Origin of the sequence: Corallococcus exiguus, from assembly GCF_009909105.1 — a bacterium.
Classification (GTDB): domain Bacteria; phylum Myxococcota; class Myxococcia; order Myxococcales; family Myxococcaceae; genus Corallococcus; species Corallococcus exiguus.
Window position 1 is genome coordinate 148,997 of the sequence record NZ_JAAAPK010000007.1, and the last position, 22,554, is coordinate 171,550.

Annotated in this window: 8 protein-coding genes; 6 read left to right on the plus strand and 2 right to left on the minus strand. The window is 71.1% G+C overall.

The annotated features are described in order from the left end of the window. Nucleotides 1-27: 27 nt before the first annotated feature. From GTZ93_RS25150 to GTZ93_RS25175, 6 genes are all read left to right on the plus strand, one after another. A complete protein-coding gene (locus GTZ93_RS25150) occupies nucleotides 28-5,997 on the plus strand; it encodes a type I polyketide synthase (protein ID WP_139917694.1) in 5,970 nt (1,989 codons plus the stop codon). Between the two features lie 2 nt (nucleotides 5,998-5,999). Beyond that, a complete protein-coding gene (locus tag GTZ93_RS25155; protein WP_139917696.1) occupies nucleotides 6,000-9,323 on the plus strand; it encodes a non-ribosomal peptide synthetase in 3,324 nt (1,107 codons plus the stop codon). Next, a complete protein-coding gene (locus tag GTZ93_RS25160; protein ID WP_161663040.1) occupies nucleotides 9,316-13,851 on the plus strand; it encodes a type I polyketide synthase in 4,536 nt (1,511 codons plus the stop codon). The genes GTZ93_RS25155 and GTZ93_RS25160 overlap by 8 nt, the downstream gene beginning before the upstream one ends. A gap of 93 nt (nucleotides 13,852-13,944) precedes the next feature. Beyond that, nucleotides 13,945-15,345: an MFS transporter gene (locus GTZ93_RS25165; protein WP_161663041.1), complete on the plus strand. Its 1,401-nt coding sequence runs from the start codon at nucleotides 13,945-13,947 to the stop codon at nucleotides 15,343-15,345. After that, nucleotides 15,342-17,777 carry a penicillin acylase family protein gene (locus tag GTZ93_RS25170; RefSeq protein ID WP_139921942.1) on the plus strand — a complete coding sequence of 812 codons (2,436 nt, stop codon included), beginning with the start codon at nucleotides 15,342-15,344 and terminating at the stop codon, nucleotides 17,775-17,777. The genes GTZ93_RS25165 and GTZ93_RS25170 overlap by 4 nt, the downstream gene beginning before the upstream one ends. A 418-nt stretch (nucleotides 17,778-18,195) precedes the next feature. Beyond that, complete coding sequence (locus tag GTZ93_RS25175; protein WP_120580773.1) at nucleotides 18,196-18,876, plus strand: Crp/Fnr family transcriptional regulator; 681 nt, start codon at nucleotides 18,196-18,198, stop codon at nucleotides 18,874-18,876. A gap of 3 nt (nucleotides 18,877-18,879) precedes the next feature. Here GTZ93_RS25175 and GTZ93_RS25180 read toward each other — a convergent pair whose 3' ends face one another. Together GTZ93_RS25180 and GTZ93_RS25185 are read right to left on the minus strand one after the other, a co-directional pair. Then, entirely contained in the window at nucleotides 18,880-20,421 is a 1,542-nt protein-coding gene (locus tag GTZ93_RS25180) for an adenylate/guanylate cyclase domain-containing protein (protein WP_139921940.1), read from the minus strand. A gap of 30 nt (nucleotides 20,422-20,451) precedes the next feature. Beyond that, on the minus strand, nucleotides 20,452-22,470 hold the full coding sequence (locus GTZ93_RS25185; RefSeq protein ID WP_139921938.1) for a protein kinase domain-containing protein: 2,019 nt from the start codon (nucleotides 22,468-22,470) through the stop codon (nucleotides 20,452-20,454). Between the last annotated feature and the right edge of the window lie 84 nt (nucleotides 22,471-22,554).

The window sequence follows — 22,554 nt, forward strand, 5'->3', positions numbered from 1 at the left end:
CCACCTTTCGCCGCCCGAGCACACCCCATGTCCGCTGAATCGAACATCGACGCGCAGGCCATCGCCATCGTCGGCATGGCCGGACGTTTCCCCGGCGCTCCCGACCTGGACTCCTTCTGGAAGAACCTGCGCGACGGCGTGGAGTCCATCCAGCCCGTCCCCGACGCGGAGCTGGAGAAGCTGGGCGTGGACCCGGTCCTTCGCAAGGACCCGCGCCACGTGAAGGCCAGCGCCGCGCTCGCCGGCATGGAGCTGTTCGACGCGGGCTTCTTCGGCTTCACGCCCCGCGAGGCGGAGCTGATGGACCCGCAGCAGCGCGTCTTCCTGGAGTGCGCGTGGGAGGCGCTGGAAAAGGCGGGCCACACGCCGGAGGGCTTCGACGGCTCCATCGGCGTATTCGCGGGCGCGGCCACCAACACGTACCTGGTGTTCCACCTGGTCCCCAACTTCGACCAGTTGAGCGGCATGGACCAGGTGCAGATCGACGTGAACAACGGCGGCGACTTCCTGGCCACCCGCGTCGCGTACAAGCTCAACCTGCGCGGCCCCAGCTACTCCATCACCAGCGCGTGCTCCACGTCGCTCGTGGCCACGCACGCGGCCTGCCAGAGCCTCTTGAATGAAGAGTGCGACCTGGCGCTGGCCGGCGGCGTGTCCGTGCACGTGAAGCACCCGGAGGGCTACCCCTTCGTGCCCGGCGGCATCGTGTCCCCGGACGGCCACTGCCGCGCGTTCGACGCGAAGGCGGAGGGCACGGTGTTCGGCAGCGGCGTGGGCGTGGTGGTGCTCAAGCGGCTGGCGGACGCCATTGAAGACGGCGACCACATCCACGCCATCATCAAGGGCAGCGCCATCAACAACGACGGCGCGCTGAAGGTGGGCTTCACCGCCCCCAGCGTGGAAGGCCAGGCCACCGTCATCACCGAGGCCCTGGGCGCGGCGGGCGTGGCGCCGGAGACCATCGGCTACCTGGAAGCGCACGGTACCGGCACGAAGATGGGTGACCCCATCGAGGTGCGTGCACTCAACAAGGCGTTCAAGTTCCGCTCGGCGGCGGCGAAGGCGAACCCGCCCAGGATTCCGGTGGGCTCGCTCAAGAGCAACATCGGTCACCTGGCAAACGCGGCCGGCGTGTCCAGCCTCATCAAGGCAGTGCTGACGCTGGAGCAGCGGCAGATTCCGCCCAGCCTCCACGTGACGGAGGTGAACCCGGAGATTCCGTTCGCGGGCGGCCCGTTCTTCGTCAACACGAAGCTCACCGACTGGCAGGCGAACCCCAAGCATCCGCGCCGCGCGGGCGTGAGCTCCTTCGGCGTGGGCGGCACGAACGCGCACATCGTGTTGGAAGAGGCGCCTGTCCTTCCCGCGTCCGGCGCGTCCCGGCCCGCGCAGCTCCTGGTGCTGTCCGCGAAGAGCGACGCGGCGCTGGATGCCGCGACGCAGAACCTGGCCGCGCACCTCAAGGCGCACCCCGCGCAGGCGCTGGCGGACGTGGCCTTCACGCTCCAGACGGGCCGTCAGGCCATGGCGAAGCGGCGCGTGCTGGTGTGCCGTGACCGCGACGACGCGCTCGCCGCGCTGGAGGTGGAGGGCAGCCCCCGCCAGTGGACGAACACGCCGGACGTGCACGAGCGGCCGGTTGCGTTCCTGTTCCCCGGCCAGGGCTCGCAGTACGTGGGCATGGCGCGCGACCTGTACGCGTCCGAGCCGACCTTCAAGCGGCACCTGGACGCGTGCGCGGACAAGCTGACGCCGCACCTGGGCCTGGACCTGCGCACGGTCCTCTTCCCGGATGCATCCAAGGCGGAAGCGGCGACGCAGGCGCTGACGCGCACGGAACTGACGCAGCCCGCGCTCTTCGCCGTGGAGTACGCGCTGGCGAAGCTGTGGATGGCCTGGGGCGTGAAGCCCTCCGCGATGCTGGGGCACAGCATCGGTGAGTACGTGGCCGCGTGCCTCGCGGGCGTGTTCAGCCTGGATGACGCGCTGGCGCTGGTGGCCGCGCGCGGCAAGCTGATGCAGGGGCTGCCCTCGGGCGCCATGCTGTCCGCGAAGCTGGACGAGTCCGCGCTCAAGCCGCACCTCCCCGCGAACGTCAGCGTGGCGGCGGTGAACGCGCCGGGCTTCACCGTCGTGGCCGGTCCCACCGACGCGGTGGACGCGCTCCAGGCGAAGCTGGAGGCGCAGGGCGTGGAGGTGTCGCGGCTGCACACGTCGCACGCGTTCCACTCCGCGATGATGGACCCCATCCTCGCGCCCTTCACCGAGCGCGTGCGCCAGGTGAAGCTCAACGCGCCCACCCTGCCCTTCCTGTCCAACGTGACGGGCACCTGGATTGAAGCCGCGCAGGCGACGGACCCGGGCTACTGGGCCACGCACCTGCGTCAGGCCGTGCGCTTCTCCGTGGGACTCCAGGAGCTGTCGCGCAAGTGGCCGCAGGCGGCCCTGCTGGAGGTGGGCCCCGGCACGGTGCTCACCACGCTGGCGAAGCAGCAGCCGGGCGCGGAAGCGCGCGTACTCATCTCCTCCACGCGTCACCCGCGCGAGCAGGCGCCGGACCTCCAGGTGCTCCTGGGCGCGCTGGGCCGGCTGTGGCTGGGCGGCGTGACGGTGGACTGGAAGGGCTTCGCGGCCAATGAGCAGCGCCGCCGCGTGCCGCTGCCCACCTACCCCTTCCAGCGCGAGCGCTACTGGATCGACGCGAAGCCGCTGGGCGGCGGGGCCCGTACGGACGCGCCCGCGTCGCTGGCGAAGCGCTCGGACGTGGCGGACTGGTTCTACGCGCCGTCGTGGAAGCTGTCCCCGCTGCCCAAGGCGAAGGACGCGGCGGGCGCGGGCTGGCTGGTGCTCGCGGACGACACCGGCGTGGCGGAGGCCCTGGCGCCGAAGCTGGATGGAGACGTCTTCCGCGTCGTCCCCGGCGCGCGCTTCGAGCAGCGTCCGGACGGCACGTTCACGGTGGACCCGGCGCGCCGCGAGGACTTCTGCGCGGTGCTGGAGGCGCTGAAGAAGCAGGGCCGCGCGTTCTCCAACGTGGTGCACCTGTGGAGCCTGTCGCGCGAGCCTGTGTCCCAGGAGAAGTCGCTGGACCTGGGCTTCCACAGCCAGCTGTTCCTCGCCCGCGCCCTGGGCGACACGGGCCACATCGAGCCGCTCACCTGGTCCGTGGTGACCAGCCGCTCCGCCCGCGTGGAGCAGGCGGACGCGCAGCTGCCGGAGCAGTCCCTGCTGGTGGGCCCCTCGCGCGTGCTGCCGCAGGAGTACCCGAACCTCGCGTGCCGCTTCGTGGACGTGGTGCCCGGCGACGCAAGCGCGGTGGCGGACCGGCTGACCGCGGAGCTGCGCGCCGAACCGCGTGACGCGGTGGTGGCCCTGCGTGGCCGCCAGCGCTGGGTGCAGACCTTCGAGCCCGTGCGCCTGGAGGCGGCCGGCGCGGAGGTGCTGCGCGACGGCGGCGCGTACCTCATCACCGACGGTCTCACCGGCATCGGCCATGCGCTGGCATCCGAGCTGGCCACGGTGCACCACGCGAAGCTGACTTTGGTGGAGACGGCGGACTTCCCCAGCCGCGGTCAGTGGACGGCGTGGGTGGAGAAGCACGGCGTGGAGGACGCGGTGTCCCGCCGCATCCAGCGCGCGCTGGCCCTGGAGCGCACGGGCGTGGAGATGCTGGTGCTGCCGGCGTCCCTCACCGAAGTGGAGTCCATGCGCGGCGTGGTGGACGCGGCGGTGGCGCGCTTCGGCCGCATCGACGGCGTCATCCACGCGGCGGGCGGCATGCAGGGCGCCACGCTGGGCACCATCGCGGAGACGGGCCCGGACGAGTGCGCCTGGCACTTCCGCCCGCAGGTGCACGGCGTGCGGGTGCTGGAAGAGGTGCTCCCGAAGGAAGGCCCCGCGTTCTGCCTCCTCGTGTCGTCGCTGTCGTCCGTGCTGGGCGGCCTGGGCCAGGTGGCGCAGGCCTCCGCCAGCGCCTTCATGGACGCGTTCGCCGAAGCGCGCACGGAGGGCTTCGCGTACCCGTGGCTGAGCGTGGACTGGGACGCGTGGCAGTTCGCGGACGCGCAGGCCATGGCGGAGCTGTCCCCCACGCTGGCCCAGTTCGCCATCCAGCCCGCCGAAGGCCTGGAGGCGCTGCGCCGCGCGCTGTCGCATGGTGAGAGCGGCCGGCTGGCTGTCTCCACCGGTGACCTGGCCGCGCGCCGCCGTCAGGGGCCTCGTGCCGCGAAGACGGAGAAGGGCAAGAAGGACGCGGCGAAGGGCAACAAGCACGCGCGGCCCTCCATCCTCACGCCCTACGCCGCGCCTCGCACGGAGCTGGAGAAGACCGTCGCGGGCATCTGGGAGCAGGTGCTGGGAATCGGCGGCATCGGCATCAACGACAACTTCTTCGAGCTGGGCGGCCACTCGCTGCTGGCCACGCAGCTGCGCAACCACATCCACGCGGTGCTGAAGGTGGACCTGTCGCTGCGCGGCCTCTTCGAGACGCCCACCGTCGCGGGCGTCGCCGGGCGCGTGGAGCAGGAGCTGGGCAAGCGCGCGGCCTCCACGGAGAAGCCCATCGCGGAGCGCCTGCGCACCGCGTTCCCCACCGAGCGTCCTGCCCTGCTCACCGAGTACCTGCGCCACCACATCTCGGAAGGCCTGCGCATCCCGCTGGACAAGCTGCCCGCCGACGGCAGCCTCAAGGGCTACGACCTGCACGCGCTGGGCGCGGAGCTGGAATACGACCTGCGGCAGGACTTCAAGTTCCAGCTCTACCCGCACGAGGTGCAGGCGCACCCGTCCATCCCGGAGCTGTCCAAGTACCTGCTGGTGGAGATGGACCGCCTGCAGGACCCGCAGCGCTTCGCGGAGAACAAGCCGCTGTCCGCGTATCCGCTCAAGCCCTATCGCGCGCAGACGTCCGGCATGCAGCGCACCAACACGGCGAAGAAGAACCCGCCCATGGTGTTCGTGCACTCCAGCCCGCGCGCGGGCTCCACGCTGTTCCGCGTGATGCTCGCGGGACACCCGCGGCTGTTCTGCCCGCCTGAAGTGAACCTGCTCTTCTTCGAGGGCATGCGAGAGTGGCGCGAGAACATCGGCTTCGGCAGCGAGATGGAGTGGACCACGGGCGGCCTGCAGTGGGCGCTCATGGAGCTGGAGAAGCTGGACTCGCCCGCGGGCGCAGCGCTGGTGGACCGGCTGGTCGCGGATGACGTGTCCGCGCAGGACGTCTACCGCCGCCTCCAGGAGAAGTCCTCGCCCCGGCTGCTCGTGGACAAGACGCCCACGTACGCCATGGACGTGGAGACGCTGGAGCGCGCGGAGCGGATGTTCGAGGGCAACAAGTACATCTACCTCTACCGCCACCCGCTCCCGGTGATGGAGTCCATCCTCCGGATGCGCTTCGACCGCCTCTTCGCCGCCGGCCTCTTCGGCGACGCGGACGTAGACCCCTACGTGGTGGCGGAGACCGTGTGGGCCCTGTCCAACCGGAACCTGCTCAACTTCTTCGACGGCATCGGCCGCGAGCGCTGCCACTGGGTGCGCTACGAGGACCTGGTCGCGGACCCCACGAAGGTCATGACCGGCGTGGCCGAGTTCCTGGGGCTCGAGTTCGACGAGCGCATGGTCCAGCCGTACGACGGCAAGAAGGACCGCATGATGGGCGGCCTGGGCGACCCGAACATCCTCCAGCACCAGGGCATCGAGAAGAAGATGGGCGAGTCCTGGAAGCGCATCAAGTGGCCCCGCCCCTTCGACGCCTCCACCCACGCGGTGATTGAACGGCTGGGCTACTCCGTGGAGGGCGCCACGCCCACGCAGCCGCTGGTGACCGCGCAGCCGGTGGCCACGCCCGCCGCGAAGCAGAAGGTGTCCGCGGCGGAAGCGGAGAAGTTGCTGGAGAACATGGACCAGCTGTCGGACGAACAGGTGGCGGAGTTGCTCGCGGTGATGGAAGACGCGGGTGGCGGTGACGGTGGTAGCAGCAGCAGCGAGGACGCGGCCTGAACATGACGCCCGAAGAGAAGCGAGCACGCCTGGCGCAGCTCCTGAAGGACAAGTCGCGCCCTGCCTCGAAGCAGGCGCCCCTGTCCTTCGCGCAGGAGCGGATGTGGTTCCTGGACAAGTGGAGCCCCGGCAGCGCGGCCTTCCACATGCCCACTGCGGTGCGCCTCACCGGCACCGTGGACACGGACGCGCTGCGCCGCGCCCTGGCCCTGCTGGTGGAGCGGCACGACACGCTGCGCACCACCTTCCAGGAGCGCGAAGGCGGCGGCGCGCAGGTCATCGCGTCCACGGGCGAGGTGCCGCTGGAGGTGATGGACCTCCAGGGACTGCCGGTGACCGAGCGCGAGGCTGAAGCCCAGCGGCGCGTGGTCACGCTCGCGCAGCAGCCGTTCAGCCTGGAGCAGGGGCCGCTGCTGCGCGCGGTGCTGATGCTCCTGGGCAACGGTGAGCAGGTGCTGCTGGTGGATCAGCACCACATCGTCTCCGACGGTTGGTCCATGGGCGTGCTCGTGCACGAACTGGCCGTGCTGTACCGCGCGTGCCTGGAGGGCCAGCCCTCGCCGCTCAAGCCCCTGCCGCTGCAGTACGCGGACTGGGCGGCGTGGCAGAAGGAATGGCTCCAGGGCGCGGAGCTGGAGCGCCAGCTCACCTACTGGAAGAACCGGCTCAACCCCAACGCGCTGCTGGAGCTGCCCCAGGACAAGCCGCGTCCGGCGCTGATGAGCTCCAAGGGCGAGCGGCAGGTGATGCACCTGTCCCCCGCCCTCACCCAGGCGCTCAAGGCGCTGGGCCAGCGCGAGGGCCGCACGCTCTTCGTCACGCTGCTGTCCGCCTTCAACGTGCTGCTGTCGCGCTACACCGGGCAGGACGACATCGTGGTGGGCACGCCCATCGCGGGCCGTCCGCGCGCGGAGGTAGAGGGGCTCATCGGCCTGTTCGTGAACATGCTGGCGCTGCGCTCGGACCTGTCCGGCAAGCCCACGTTCAAGGAGCTGCTGAACCGCGTGCACGAGTCCACGCTGGACGCGTACGCGCACCAGGACATCCCCTTCGAGCGGCTGGTGGACGCGCTCAAGCCGGAGCGGCACCTCAGCCACTCGCCCATCTTCCAGGTGATGTTCGTCCTGCAGAACGCGCCCATGCCGGCCCTTGAGGCCCCGGGCCTGGTGATTGAGGCGAAGCCGGTGGACACCGGCACGACGAAGTACGACCTGTCGCTCCTGCTGGTGGACCTGCCGCAGGGCCTGCGCGTCATCGCCGAGTACAGCACCGACCTCTTCGAGCGCTCCACCGCGGAGCGGCTCCTGGGCCACTACTTGACGCTGCTCGAAGGCATCGTCGCGCAGCCGGACGTGCCCATCTCCCGCTTGCCGCTGCTGCCCGATGCCGAGCGGCAGCGCGTGATGAAGGACTGGAACGACACCGCCGTCACGCACCCGAAGGACGCGACGCTGACGTCGCTCATCGAGGCGCAGGTGGCGCGCACGCCGGACGCCGTCGCCCTGGAATTCGAGGGCAGCCACCTCACCTACCGCGAGCTGGACGCCCGCGCGAACCAACTGGCGCACGCGCTGCGCAAACACGGCGTGGGACCGGAAGTCCGCGTGGGATTGTGCGTGGAGCGCTCGCTGGAGATGGTGGTGGGCCTGCTGGGCACGCTGAAGGCGGGCGGCGCCTACGTGCCACTGGATCCGGGCTACCCGCAGGAGCGCCTGGGCTGGATGCTGGAGGACGCGCGTCCGCCGGTGCTACTGGTGCAGGAGCGGCTTCTCGCGCGGCTTCCGGCGTCGGATGCGAAGGTGGTGAAGCTGGACACGGGCTGGGAGGAGATTGCCCGCGAGCCCACCACCGCGCCCGCGCCGACCGCCACGCCGGACTCGCTGGCGTACATCATCTTCACGTCTGGCAGCACGGGCCGACCCAAGGGCGCGATGAACGCGCACGGCCCGGTGGTGAACCGCCTGTTGTGGATGCAGTCCGCCTACCGGCTCACGCCGCAGGACGTTGTGCTCCAGAAGACGCCGTTCAGCTTCGACGTGTCCGTCTGGGAGTTCTTCTGGCCGCTGATGACGGGCGCGAAGCTGGTGGTCGCGAAGCCCGGCGGGCACCAGGATCCAGGCTACCTCAAGTCGCTGATTGCCTCCGCCTCCGTCACCACGCTGCACTTCGTGCCCTCCATGCTCCAGGCCTTCCTGGACGAGCCGGGCGTGGCCGAGTGCACGTCGCTGAAGCGCGTGGTGTGCAGCGGTGAAGCGCTGCCACTGGAGCTGAAGGAACTGTGCCTGCGCACGCTGCCCGGCGCGGGGCTGCACAACCTCTACGGCCCCACCGAGGCCGCTGTGGACGTCACGTTCCACGCGTGCCAGGCGAACGACGGCCGCCGCTCCGTGCCCATTGGCCGGCCGGTGGACAACACGCAGATCCGCATCCTGGACGCGGAGTTCCAGCCGGTGCCGCAAGGCGCGGCGGGCGAGCTGTACATCGGCGGCGTGCAGGTGGGACGCGGCTATCTGGCGCGGCCCTCGCTGACGGCAGAGCGCTTCATTCCGGATCCGTACGCGACGGTGCCGGGCGCGCGCATGTACCGCACGGGCGACGTGGCGCGGTGGCTGCCGGACGGCGAAATCGAGTACCTGGGCCGCGCGGACTTCCAGGTGAAGATCCGCGGCCTGCGCATCGAGCTGGGCGAGATTGAGTCCTCGCTGGAGAAGCACCCCACGGTGCGCCAGGCGGTGGTGCTCGCGCGCGAGGACCGGCCGGGACAGAAGCGGCTGGTGGCCTACGTCACCGGCAAGGACGCGAAGCCGGAGGGCGCTGCGCTGCGCACCTACCTGCTGGAGCGGCTGCCCGAGTACATGGTCCCGTCCAACATCGTGGTGCTGGAGCGCATGCCGCTCAGCCCCAACGGCAAGGCGGACCGCAAGGCGCTGCCCGCGCCGGAGTCCGGTGGCGCGGATCCTTCGCGGCCCTTCGTGGCGCCGGGGACGGCCATCGAGCAGCAGATCGCCCAGGCGTGGAAGGACCTGCTCCACGTGGAGCAGGTGGGCCTGGACGACCCCTTCTTCGAGCTGGGTGGCAACTCGCTGCTCGCCCTCCAGCTCCACCGCCGGCTGACGGCGGAGCTGGGCGTGACGCTGGCGCTCACGGACCTCTTCCAGTACCCCACCGTGCGGGCACTGGCGGCGCGGCTGTCGCGCCGGGAGGACACGCCCTCGGAGGACGCGGCGCAGGCGGGCCGCTCCCGTGCCGAGGCGCGACGCACGGTCAACCGCCGCGCGGGGGCCTCGCGCGGTCGGGTGGAAACGGATGGAGACGCGGATGAGTGACGCAGTGGGTGGTGGCGAGGAGCGCATCGCGATCGTCGGCCTGTCGGGCCGCTTCCCGGGTGCGCGGACGCTGGAGGGCTTCTGGGAGATGCTCCGGCGCGGCGGCGACGCGCGCCGCGTGCCCACGGACGCGGAGCTGGACGACGCGGGCGTTCCCCAGGCCCTGCGCGCCCATCCGCAGTGGGTGCGCTCCAGCTACGTGCTGGAGGGCGCGACGGACTTCGACGCGGGCCTCTTCGGCTACAGCCCGCGCGAGGCGGAGCTGATGGACCCCCAGCAGCGCATCTTCATGGAGTGCGCGTGGGAGTCGCTGGACAACGCCGGCTACGACCCGGGCCGCTTCAAGGGCGCGGTGGCCGTCTACGCGAGCGTGAGCCTGAGCTCGTACCTGCTGCGCGCGCTGATGCGGCAGCCGGACCTGATGGACGCGGCCGGTTCATTCGGCGTGATGCTGGCCAACGACAAGGACTACGTGGCCACGCGCGTGTCCCACCGGCTGGGCCTGCGCGGCCCCTCCGCAACGGTGCAGACGGCGTGCTCCAGCTCGCTGGTGGCGCTCCACCTGGCGTGCCAGAGCCTGCTGTCCGGCGAGAGCGACATGGCGCTCGCGGGCGGCTCGTCCGTGTCCTTCCCGCAGACGGCGGGCTACCTCTACCAGGAGGGGATGATCTTCTCGCCGGACGGCTACTGCCGCGCGTTCGACTCGAAGGCCAACGGCACCGTGCGCGGCGCGGGCGCGGCGGTGGTCGTGCTCAAGCGTCTGTCGGACGCGCTGAAGGACGGCGATACCATCCACGGCGTGCTGCTGGGCACGGCGGTGAACAACGACGGCGCGGGCAAGGTGGGCTTCACCGCGCCCAGCGTGGAGGGCCAGGCCGCGGTCATCGCGGAGGCGCTCGCCATCTCTGGCGTCACGCCGGACGACATCCAGTACGTGGAGGCCCACGCGACGGGCACCCCGCTGGGCGACCCGATTGAAGTGGCCGCGCTCAACCAGGCCTTCGGTGGCAAGGAGACGGGCCAGAAGCGCGTGGCGCTGGGCTCGCTCAAGGCGGCCATCGGCCACCTGGACGCGGCGGCAGGCATCGCGGGCGTAGTGAAGACAGTGCTCGCCATGGAGCACGGCGAGATTCCCGCGAGCCCCCACTTCCAACAGGCCAACCCCGTCATCGACTTCGACGCGGGCCCCTTCTTCGTGCCCTCGCAGCCCCGGCCGTGGACGTCCGCGAACGGGCCTCGTCGCGCGGGCGTGAGCGCCTTCGGCATCGGCGGCACCAACACGCACGTCATCCTGGAGGAGGCCCCGAAGACCGCCGCCCCCGCGCCGTCGCGCCGCGCGTGGCACGTGCTGCCCCTGTCCGCCCGGACGCCCGCGGCGCTGGACGCGGCGACGGAGCGGCTGGCCGCGCACCTGGACGCGAATCCGAACGTGTCCCTGGCGGACGTGGCCTACACGCTCCAGGTGGGCCGGCATGCGCACGAGCATCGCCGCGCGGTGGTGGTGAAGGACGTGGCGGACGCGAAGGCGGCGCTGCGGGACGCTCGGCGGCTGCTGGGTGGCTCCGGTACCAACACGCGCCGGCCGGTGGTGTTCCTCTTCTCCGGCCAGGGTTCGCAGTACGTGGACATGGGCCGGGGCCTCTACGAGCAGGAGCCCGTCTTCCGCACGGAGGTGGACGCCTGCGCGGAGAAGCTCAAGCCGCACCTGGGCCTGGACCTGCGCACCGTGCTCTACCCGCCCGCGGAGGGGCGCGAGAAGGCGACGGAGCAGCTCAAGCAGACGTCCCTCACGCAGCCCGCGCTGTTCGTCATCGAGTACGCGCTCGCGAAGCTGTGGGCGTCCTGGGGCGTGACGCCTCAGGCGATGGTGGGCCACAGCATCGGTGAGTACGTGGCCGCGTGCCTGTCCGGCGTGTTCAGCCTGGACGACGCGCTGGCGCTGGTGGCCACGCGCGGACGGCTGATGCAGTCGCTGCCCTCTGGCTCCATGTTGTCCGTGCGGATGACGCCGGAGGCGCTGGCGCCGCTGATGGACGCGCGCATCTCCGTGGCAGCCGTGAACGCACCGGGCTTCACCGTCGTGGCGGGCCCCACCGACGCGGTGGACGCGCTCCAGGCGAAGCTGGAGGCGCAGAAGGTGGAGGTGTCGCGGCTGCACACGTCGCACGCGTTCCACTCCCACATGATGGACCCCATCGTGGAGGAGTTCCGCCAGGCGGTGGCGAAGGTCGCGCGCAAGGAGCCGAAGGACCTCTACTTGTCCAACGTCACCGGCACCTGGGTGACTCGCGAGGACGCGGTGAGCCCGGCGTACTGGGCGCGTCACCTGCGCGACGCCGTGCGCTTCCAGGACTCGGCGACGTTGCTGTTGAACGACCCCGAGCACGTCTTCCTGGAGGTCGGTCCCGGCAACGCGCTGGCCACGCTGGTGCGCCGCAACGCCGCCGAAGGCACCTTCCCGGCCATCCTCTCGACGCTGCCCGCGCCGCGCGACGCCCAGCAGGACGCGCTCACGCACGCCACGGATGCGTTCGCGAAGCTGTGGCTCGCGGGTGCGAAGTCGACTGCCGGCCGCGCCTACAAGGGCGAGGCCCGACGCCGCATCCCCCTGCCCGCCTACCCCTTCCAGCGCGAGCGCTACGACCTGCTCAAGGGCCCGCCGCCCGCGCTGCCCCGCGCCGCCGCCGCACGGACCGCGACGACGCAGGGCGTGGAGTTGACCGTCCCCGCGTGGCCGCGCACGCGCGCCTCGCCGCAAGTGCCGTCGCTTTCCGGCCAGCGCTGGCTGGTGCTGGAAGCGGACACGCCGGTGGCCGCGCGCGTGTCGGAGCGGCTGCGCCAGGCGGGCGCGGACGTGGTGTCGCTCGTCGCGGGACAGGGCGCGTCGGATCCAGTAACGAAGCGCTTCGCCGTGGATGTGGCCTCGCCCGACGCGCTGAGCGAGCACCTGGAGCGCCTGCGTGGTGAGGACTGGACGCCCGCGCATATCGCCTACCTGTGGCCGCTGGTGAAGGAGCCGCGCGACCTGGAGTCGGGGCTCGCGACGTCGTTCCACGGGCTGCTCGCGCTGGCGAAGGCCGTGGGCCCGGGCGCGGCGAAGACGCCCGTGATGCTGGACGTGGTGACCACCGGCGCCCAGGACGTCACGGGTGAAGAGCCGTTGCTGCCCTGGCAGGCGGCCGCTGTCGGTGCCAGCCGCGTGCTGCCGCAGGAGTACCCCGGCTTCACCGTGCGCGCCGTCGACGTCACCTGGCCCGCTCCGGACGAATCCGCGTCCGGCCCTTGGCTGGAGCGGATGGTGACGGAACTCGCCACCGGCAAGGACTCCGTGGTCGCGCTGCGCGGTCCGTACCGGCACGTCGAGGCGTTCGAGACCATCGACGTCCCGGCCTCCACGGAGCAGACCGGCCTCAAGGACGGCGGGGTCTACGTCATCGTCGGGGGTCTGGGCCGCGTGGGCCTTGCGCTCGCGGAGCAGCTCACGCAGGCGGTGAAGCCGAAGCTCGTGCTGCTGTCTCGCCGCACGCTGCCCGCTCCCGGTGAATGGGACGCGTGGCGCGCGGGCCATGACGCGCAGGACGCGACGTCCAAGGCCATCGACCGCATGCGCGCGCTGGAACGCTCGGGCGCACAGGTCCTGGCGCTGCGCGCGGACGCGGGCATCCCCGGTCAACTCGACAAGGCGCTCCAGGTCGCGGAGACGAAGTTCGGCCGCATCGACGGCGTCTTCTACGCGGCCGGCGACGGCGGCATGGCCACCCGCATCTCCGTGGCCGAGGCCACGCCGGAGGCCACCACCCCGCTGCTGTCCGGCCGCTTCGGAGGCCTCACGCAGCTGGCGGAGGCCCTGTCGTCACGGCAGCCGGACTTCGTCGTCGTGCAGTCCTCCCTCACCGTGGTGCTGGGCGGCATGGCGGTCAGCGCGGTAGCGGCGGCGCACGCCGGCATGGACGCGGTGGCGACACGGCAGGCCCGGCTGGGTGGCACCCGCTGGTACACCGTGGACTGGGACGTGTGGGGCGTGGGCGAGGGCTTCCGTCCCGACGCCGTCATCTCCCCCTCCGAGGGCTTCCGCCTCCTGCGCGCGCTGCTCACCCAGCCCACCGGTGGACGCTTCCTCGCGTCGCTCGGGTCGCTGGAGGCTCGGCGTCAGGTGGCTCGCGACGGTGCCTCCACCTCCCGCGCGGGCGGAAGCGCCAGCGGCAAGCACCCGCGTCCCCCGCTCGCCAACGCCTTCGTCGCGCCGCGCGACGAGACCGAGGAGAAGGTCGCCGCGCTCTGGCAGGACCTGCTGGGCTTGGAGTCGGTGGGCATCACCGACAACTTCTTCGAGCTGGGCGGCCACTCGCTGCTGGGCGTGCAGCTGCTGTCGCGCATCCGCGAGGCCTTCCAGGTCGAGCTGTCCATGCGCGCCCTCTTCGAGTCCCCCACCGTGGAGGTGATGACGGTGGCCATCGTGGAGGCGAGCGCCAGTCAGCTCGACCCCGAAGCTTTGGAAGCCATGCTCGCGGAGCTGGAGCAGAGCTGAAATCCCCTTAGCAACGCCGGGCCCGCGCGCACTCCCGTAGTACGGTGCGCGGGCCCTTGACCCTCCTGCCCCCCCAGGAGAAAGAGACTTGGAATGAGCCTCGCGCAACGCCTGACCATCACCCAGCCCATGCGGGTCTTCTGGATCACCTGGTTCGGCCAGCTCATCTCGATCCTCGGCTCCGGCCTCACGTCCTTCGGCGTGGGCGCGAAGGTCTTCCTGGACACGCGCTCCACCACGCAGTTCGCGCTGCTGTCCTTCTTCGCGCTCGCCCCCATGGTGGTGCTGTCCCCCATCGCGGGGACGCTCATCGACCGGTGGGATCGCCGCCGCGCCATGCTGCTGGCGGACATGGGCAACGGCTTCACCACCATGCTCATCTTCGGCATGTTGATGGCCAGCGACCGGGGGATGTTCAAGCTCGAGACCTGGCACTTCTACCTGCCCGTCTCCCTGGGCTCGTGCTTCGGCGCCTTCCGCTGGCCGGCCTTCTTCGCCACGGTGACGCTCATCGTGCCCAAGCAGCACCTGGGCCGCGCCAACGCCATGGCGGAGGTGGCCAGCGGCGCCAGCCAGATCCTCTCCCCCATCATCGCGGGAGCGCTCATCGACAGCGTGGGCCTGGTGGGCGTGCTGACGGTGGACGTCTGCAGCTTCTTCATCGCCGTCACCACCCTGCTGATGGTCCGCTTCCCTCGGCCCACCGTCTCCGCGGAGGGCCAGCAGGGCAAGGGGTCGCTGCTCACGGAGATGAAGCAGGGCTGGAGCTTCATCAGCGCGCGCAAGGGGCTCTTGTCCCTGATGGCCTTCACCGGCGTGGCCGTGCTGTGCATGGACCTGGTGGTGCTACTGATCACCCCCCTGGTGCTCGCCTTCACGGACATCTCCACGCTGGGCCGCATCGCGTCCATCGCGGGCGTGGGCGCGCTCCTGGGCGGCATCGGCATGGGCGTGTGGGGCGGCCCCAAGAACCCGCTGTACGGCATCCTCGGCTTCCATGCGTTTTCGGGCGTGGTGCTCTTCATGGCCGCGCCGTCGCCCAGCGTGGCGCTGGTCGCCGCCGCCGCCGCGCTCTACCTGTTCACCATGCCGCCCGTGATGGCGGGCATCCAGTCCATCTGGCAGCGCAAGATTCCCTCGGACCTCCAGGGTCGCGCCGCCGCCGTGAAGCGGATGGTCATCCTCTGCGTGTCGCCGTTCGCGAGCCTCATCGCGGGGCCGCTCGCGGATGACATCTTCGAGCCCGCCATGCGCGAGGGGGGCGTGCTCGCCAGCACCATGGGCCGCCTGCTGGGCGTGGGCCCGGGGCGCGGCATCGCCGTCATCTTCATCGTCCTGGGCCTGCTGACGCTCGCGAACGTCACGGTCGGGTGGCTCAACCCGCGCCTGCGCAACCTGGACAAGGAGCTGCCGGACGCGCTCCCGGACACGCCGCCCGCCCCTCCTGACACCACCGCCCCCAACGCCCCCACCGCCGGAGCCTCCGCGTCATGAGTGCCTTCACCCAGGTCCTGCGCATGCTGCGCATGCTGCCGTCCGCCATGGCCGTGGCCACCCCGGGCGTGGGCCCCTGGCTCGCCCGCCGCCGCTGGACGCGCGAGGAAGGCACGCTCACCCTGCCCGGCCTGCACGGCAAGGTGGAGGTGCTGCGCGACACGTGGGGCGTGCCTCACATCTTCGCCAGTGACGAGCACGACCTGTTCTTCGCCCAGGGCTACGTGCACGGGCAGGACCGGCTGTGGCAGCTGGAGATGGGCCGCCGGCTGGTGGACGGACGGCTCGGGACCCTGCTGGGCCCCATGGGCGTGGGCGCGGACAAGTTCCTGCTCACCATGGGCCTGCGCGACATGGCCGAAAAGGCCTGGGCGCAGGTGGACCCGGAGGCGCGCGCCATCCTGGAGGCCTACAGCGCGGGCATGAACGCGCGCATCGCCGCGGAGCCGCTGCCCTACGAGTTCACCGTGATGGCCACGGCGCCCGCGCCGTGGACGCCCGTGGACTCGCTCGCGCGCGGCAACATGCTGGCGCTGATGCTGGGCGGCAATCACCGCATCGAGCTCTTCCGCGCGCGGCTGGTGGCGGCGGTGGGTGAGGAGGTGGCCAACGCGCTGCTGCCGCAGAACGCGCCGGAGACGCCCCTCATCGTTCCGAAGGAGGCGCGCCTGCCGGGCCTGAAGAATGTGAAGGCGATGTCCGGCCTGGACAGCGTGGACGATGTGTTGGGCGACCCCAACATTGTCTCCGGCAGCAACAACTGGGTGGTGCACGGCCAGCGCACGAAGAGCGGCCAGCCGCTGCTCGCCAACGACGTGCACATCCCGCTGAGCATGCCGTCCACCTGGTACGAGAACGGCCTGCACGGCGGCCGCTTCCAGCACGTGGGCTTCTCCCTGCCCGGCGTGCCCATGCTCATCGTGGGCCACAACGGGAAGGTGGCCTGGGGCATGTCCAACCTGGGGCCGGACACCCAGGACTTCTACATCGAGAAGCTGGACGACCCGAAGGCGCCCAAGAAGTACCTCTACCAGGACGTCTGGCACGACCTGGAGGTGCGCCGCGAGGAGATCCCCGTCAAGGGCGGCGCGCCCGTGGTGCTGGAGGTGCAGAGCACCCGCCACGGCCCGCTGATGAACACGGTGATGGCGGAGGACCTGAAGGACAGCGAACCCCTGACGCTCAGGTGGGCGCACCGGGAATGCCAGCCGCTCATCAACGCCGTGCTCAAGCTCAACCTGGCGACGGACTGGGAGTCCTTCCGCGCCGCCATGAAGTGCTGGGAGGGGCCGGGCCAGAACTTCGTCTACGCGGACACGGCCGGCAACGTCGGCTACCAGGCCACGGGGAAGATTCCCATCCGCCAGGGACACCAGGGCCTCATCCCCATGCCGGGCTGGACGGGCGAATCCGAGTGGACGGGCTTCATCCCCTTCGAGGAGCTGCCCGCGTCCTTCAACCCGCCCGCGGGTTACGCGGCCACGGCGAACAACAAGATTACGTCCGACGACTACCCGCACCTCATCGCGCACAACTGGTTCCCCGGCTACCGCGCGAAGCGCATCACCGACCTGCTGGAGGCGGGCACGCAGCACACCGTGGAGTCCATGCGGGACATCCAGGCGCAGACGTACTCGCTGCCCGCGGAGACGCTGCGCCCCTATTTCCTGGCGGCGGCGCTGCCGGCGGACGACCTCCAGCGCCAGGCGGTGGACGCGCTGAAGGCGTGGGACCTGCGCTTCGAGCCGGAGGCCGTGGGCGCCACGGTGTTCCAGGCCTGGTACATCGAAGTGCTGCGCAAGCTGCTCCAGCACAAGCTGGAGCCGTCGCTGGTGAAGGAATACCTGATGGGCCAGTACGAACGGCACGGCAGCCTGCACATGCCCTTCGTCATCGGCCTGATGTCCCAGCCGGACAGCGCCTGGTGGGATGACCCGAAGACGCCGGAGAAGGAGACGCGCGACGACATCCTCCGCGCGGCCCTGGGCGTGGCCATCGCGTGGCTTACGAAGACGTACGGCCCGAAGCCTGAGGCGTGGGCCTGGGGCCAGGTGCACCAGCTGACCTACGCGCACCAGATGCTGGGCGGGCCCGCCATCCCCGGCCCCATCCGGCGCGTCTTCAACAGCCGCCCGGTGCCGGCCCGGGGCGACAACTACTCCGTGGACGGCGCGTCGTTCGTCTGGAGCAACCCCTTCAAGGTGGTCCACGGCACCGCGCTGCGGATGATCGTGGACCTGGCGGACCTGTCCCGCTCCGTGTCCATCCACTCGCCGGGGCAGTCGGAACACCTGTTCCACAAGCACCGCGACGACTTGATGGAGCTCAACCGCAAGGTGGAGTTCCACCCCATGCTCCACACGCGCCAGGCCGTGGAGCAGCACCGCGAGGCCACGCTGACGCTCACGCCCGCGGTGGCCCTGGCCAAATAAAACAACCCGGACTTGAAGGCCGTCACTCCCCCCGGAGCGACAGGCCTTCAGGCCCGGGTTCCATTGCTTTCAGGCTCCAGCGGGAGCCGGCACTCGTATTCGCGTCGAATTCCCCCTCAGAAACTCGACGCTTCCCCCTTCTATGTGCCAGCCCCTGCGGTCCCCCTCATTTCCCGCGCGTGCCGCGGTGAGCTAAGAAGTCCCCCGACTCCGTGACTCACCGTGTTGCTGCTGCGCGGGCCCCCCTGCTTCCCGTGCTGCGATGAAGGAACAGTACCGGGACCCTCTGTTTCGATCTGTGAAGCGGCCCACAAGCCCGGTGTGAAGGCGTTCACACCCGCCGGACTTGTCCGCCGGGCCTGGATGGGAGGCTTCCCTACCTGTATCCAGGGATTCCGGGCAGAATGGACCTCCCCCCATGTCCTACGCGCAGCTGCTGGCCGAAATCCCCATGTTCGAGAGCCTCGGCCGGGAGGACCTGGAGAACATGTCGTCGCTCCTCCAGCCCCGGCGCTTCGCGAGGGGGGAGGTCATCTTCCACCGGGGGGACGTGGGCACCGCGCTGTTCATCATCCGGCGCGGCCAGGTGGCCATCCGGCTCTCCTCCAGCGAGGGGCGCGAAATCACCCTGGCGCTGCTGGACCGGGGGGACGCCTTCGGCGAGCTGTCACTGCTGGACGGCGAGATGCGCTCCACGGACGCGATGGCGCGCGAGGAGGCCCACCTCCTGACGCTCCAGCGAGATGACTTCCGGCGCTACCTGGAGACGCGGCCGCAGGTGAGCCTGGCGCTGCTGGCGAACATGAGCCGGCTGGTGCGGCGCACGACGCAGCTCGTGTACGACTCGGCGTTCCTGGATGCGCGCAGCCGGCTGGTGCGGGTGCTGCTGGAGCTGGCGAAGACGCAGGGAAAGCAGGCCCCCGACGGGCTGGTCATCACCCCGAAGCTCACGCAGTCGGAGCTGGCCAACCTGTGCGGCGTCACCCGCGAGAGCGTCAACAAGTGGCTGCGCTACTACGTGCGCGAGGGGATGCTCAGCTTCGAGGGCGGGCAGATCGTCCTCCTCCAGCCGGAGCGGCTGGGCCAGGACGCCGAGTAGCCGTCAGCCGCGCACGCGGAAGAGGGACAGGGGCTCGTCACGGCCCTTCACCAGCACCGGGGCCAGGGGCTCCAGCGCGAAGCCGTCCGCGTCCAGGAGCGCTCGCGTGGCGCCTGTAATCAGCACCTCGCCCGGCCGCGCGACGCCGCACACGCGGGCCGCGACGTTGGTGGCGTCTCCCACGGTGGCGTACTGGAGGTAGCGCTCCGAGCCGATGTTGCCCGCGGCCACCGGGCCGGAGTTGAGCCCGATGTGGACCTGAATCTCTGGCACGCCCTCCGCCCGCCAACGGGCGTTGAGGTCCGCCAGGGCCTGCTGCATCTCCACGGCCGCGCGCACGGCCCGGGACGCGTCGTCCGGCCGGGCGAAGGGGGCGCCCCACACGGCCATCAGCGCGTCGCCGATGTACTTCTCCAGCGTGCCCTCGTGGCGGAAGACGACGTCCGCCATCACCGGGAAGTACGCGTTGAGCATGTCCACCACCTGCCGGGGCTTGAGGCGTGAGGACATGGCGGTGAAGCCGGTGATGTCGGAGAAGAGGATGGTGACGTTCGCCTCTCGCACCTCCAGCGGCACGCCTCTCAGCGCCTTCAGCTGGCGCACGACGTCCGGCGGGAAGAAGCGCTGGTAGGCGTTTCTCAGCACCGCCTCCTCCTCCAGCCGCCGCGCCAGGTGCGCGTGGTCCAGCGAGATGGCGGCCTGGTTGGCGAAGGCGGTGAGGAACTCCAGGTCCTCGTCGGTGAAGAGTCCTCCCTGCGTGAGGCTGTCCAGGTACAGCACGCCCAGCACCGCGTCCCGCGTGCGCAGGGGCACGCACAGCGAGGCGCGGATGGATTGGCGGAAGACGGAGTCCGCGCCCACGAGCCGCGCGTCGTCCTGCGCGTCGGTGAAGAGGGCCGCCACGCCGCGCGAGTGCACGTAGTCCACGATGTGCTGGCTGTAGAAGTGCTCCGGCAGCGCCCCACCCCGCGCGCCACGGGACACACGCGGCTCCAGCGTCCCCGTGTCGCGGTCCACCAACAGCACCGCCGCCCGGTCCACCGCCCAGATTTGAAAGACGAGCTGGAGCACGCGCTCCAGCAGCCCGTCCACCGGGCCCGGGGACGAGAGGATCTGCCCCACCTTGAGCAGCACCTGGAGCTTGTCGCGGGTGCGGTCCGGCGAGCGCGTGTCGAGCAGCGCCTCCATGGTGGACCCGCCGGAGAAGCGCGTCTCCAACGGCTGCGTGCGCAGCGGGCCCCAGCCGTCCGGCAGCGGCGTGTCCAGGGACACCAGCCGGAAGAACACCTCGCCGCAGCGGAAGGACTGGCCGTGGCCCAGCTCCTGGCGCGACACGCGGTGTGGCCCCACGAAGCTGCCGTTCTTGCTGTCCAGGTCCACCAGCACCACGCGCCCGCCCGCGCGCTCCAGCCGAGCGTGGCGCCGCGACAGGCTGGGGTGCGGCACGCGGATGCCGTTCTCCTCGGTGCGGCCGATGGTGGTGGTGCCCTCCGGCAGCATCACCACCCGTTCATCCACCTGGCCTGGATTGAGGATGACGCGCATGGGCTCAAGACCGCGTGGAGGGGACAGGCTTCAGGTGGGCCCCTTGGCCGTGAAGGCACCGGGCCGGGGCGGGGATGCGGGCGCTTCCAGGACAGCGGGGGCCACCTGTTCGGAGGTGCGGTCCGCGGAGGACTCGGACTGGCTGCCGTGGCGGGCCACCACCTCGCGCACCGCGAGCGACGGGCCTCTGGGCCCTGGCAGGTGGCGGTCTCCGGCGAGGCGGCAGTCAAAGGCGTCCTGGAGCCGTGCGGCCAGCGTCTCGCTCACCAGCACCTGGTCGCGCGCGGCGACGGTGGCGAGCCGGGCCGCGGTGTTCACCACGTCGCCCAGCACCGTGTGGTCCAGGCGCCCGCGCCCGGCCGCGCCCACGTTGCCGGACAGCACCGGCCCGGTGTCCACGCCCATGCAGACGCCGTGGGCATACGGAGACGCGTCACCGCCGCTCCACGCCAGGCCCTGCAGCCGCTGCTTCACCGCGAGGCAGGCGTCCAGCGCGCGCGACACGTGGCCTTCGCCCTGGAAGATGGCCATCACGGCGTCGCCCAGGAACTTGTCCACCACGCCGCCGCGCGACTCCAGCTCCGGGAGGATGACCTCGAAGTTGGCGTTGAGCCGGCGCAGCGCGGACTCCGGCGGGTGCTCGCGGGTGACGGCGGTGAAGTCCGCGACGTCCAGGAAGGCCACCGTGGCGTCCACCTGCTCGCCCGCGAGCGCGCCGGGGCCACGCACCAGCGGCAGCACCCGGTCCACGATGCCGCCGTGGACGAACATGCGCAGCAGCGCGTTCTCCTCCGTGGAGCGCACCGCGCGGCGCAGCTCCGCCACGTGGCGCACCGTCTTGGCCAGCGTGGACTCCAGGTCGTCCAGGTCCACCGGCTTCACCAGGAAGTCGAACGCGCCCCGGTTCATCGCCGTGCGCAGGTTGGGCAGGTCGCCGTACGCGGAGACCATGACCACCTTCACCAGCGGATCCACCTCGCCCACGCGCGACAGGAAGGTGAGCCCGTCCATGCGCGGCATGTTCAGGTCGCACAGCACCGCGTGCGTGTCCGGGTGCTGGCGAAGGGCCTCCAGCGCCTCCTCGCCGTCGCGCGCGAAGACGAAGCGGTAGACGCCGTCGCGCACGTGCCGGCGGAAGCGCTGGCGCATGAGCAGCTCCACATCCGGCTCGTCGTCCACCACCAGCACCGTGGCGGCCTGCCCGGCGCGGCCCGCCTCCACCAGCGCGACGAAGGCCGAGGCCAGCTCGCGCGCGGAGGTGAAGCGCTGCGCGAGCGTTGGGTGCAGGGCGCGCTGGAAGAAGGCGTCACCGCCAGCGCCCAGCTCCGGCACCAGCTGCGAGACGGGCACCGCGGGAGGGTGGAAGGCGCCTCGCAGGAGCGAGCCCACGGACTCAGGCCCGTAGGGGAACTGGCCGGTAAGGGCGCGGTAGAGCACCACCGCGAGCGACCAGAGGTCCGCTCTCGCGTCCAGGTCCGGGTCGGCGCGCAGCTGCTCCGGGCTCATGTAGCGCAGCGTGCCGGTGAGGCCCTCCGCCTGCGCGGGCGTGCTGGTGGGGATGAGCGAGCGCGCGAGCCCGAAGTCGAGCACCTTCACCACCTCCTCCCCATCCACGTGGGCGAGGAAGAGGTTGGCGGGCTTCAGGTCGCGGTGGACGAGCCCCGCCGCGTGTGCCGCCGCCAGCGCCCGGGACACCGGCGTGACGAGCGCGGCCACGCGGGCCGGGGACAGGCGCCCCTGCTGGGTGAGGCGCGTCTCCAGGTCCTCGCCCTCCAGCAGCTCCATGACGATGTACGGCATGCCGCCGTCCACGCCGGAGTCGTGCACCTGCACCACGTGCGGGTGGCGCAGCCGGGCCACGGCCTGGGCTTCCTGTTCGAAGTGGCGGTGGGCCTCTGGCGTGCGTGCCACGACGTCGGAGGCGATGAGCTTGAGGGCCACGTGCCGCTGGAGTTGCAGGTCGACCGCGCGCCAGATGGCACCCATGCCACCGCCGCCAATCCTGCGCTCCAGCGCGTACCTGCCGCCCAGTGGGCGCCCGGTGTCCATCGGCCCTGTGTCTCCGTCCCGGCGGGCACGGCCTGGCGCGCGTGCCTCGCGAAGCCGGGAATGATGGCACACTTGACCCCTCCC

What these genes read in the sequence shown, in the direction of transcription:
- GTZ93_RS25150 (WP_139917694.1), top strand. Translation starts at nt 28, where the DNA reads ATGTCCGCTGAATCGAACATCGACGCGCAGGCCATCGCCATCGTCGGC.
- GTZ93_RS25155 (WP_139917696.1), top strand. Translation starts at nt 6,000, where the DNA reads ATGACGCCCGAAGAGAAGCGAGCACGCCTGGCGCAGCTCCTGAAGGAC.
- GTZ93_RS25160 (WP_161663040.1), top strand. Translation starts at nt 9,316, where the DNA reads ATGAGTGACGCAGTGGGTGGTGGCGAGGAGCGCATCGCGATCGTCGGC.
- GTZ93_RS25165 (WP_161663041.1), top strand. Translation starts at nt 13,945, where the DNA reads ATGAGCCTCGCGCAACGCCTGACCATCACCCAGCCCATGCGGGTCTTC.
- GTZ93_RS25170 (WP_139921942.1), top strand. Translation starts at nt 15,342, where the DNA reads ATGAGTGCCTTCACCCAGGTCCTGCGCATGCTGCGCATGCTGCCGTCC.
- GTZ93_RS25175 (WP_120580773.1), top strand. Translation starts at nt 18,196, where the DNA reads ATGTCCTACGCGCAGCTGCTGGCCGAAATCCCCATGTTCGAGAGCCTC.
- GTZ93_RS25180 (WP_139921940.1), bottom strand. Translation starts at nt 20,421, where the DNA reads ATGCGCGTCATCCTCAATCCAGGCCAGGTGGATGAACGGGTGGTGATG.
- GTZ93_RS25185 (WP_139921938.1), bottom strand. Translation starts at nt 22,470, where the DNA reads ATGGACACCGGGCGCCCACTGGGCGGCAGGTACGCGCTGGAGCGCAGG.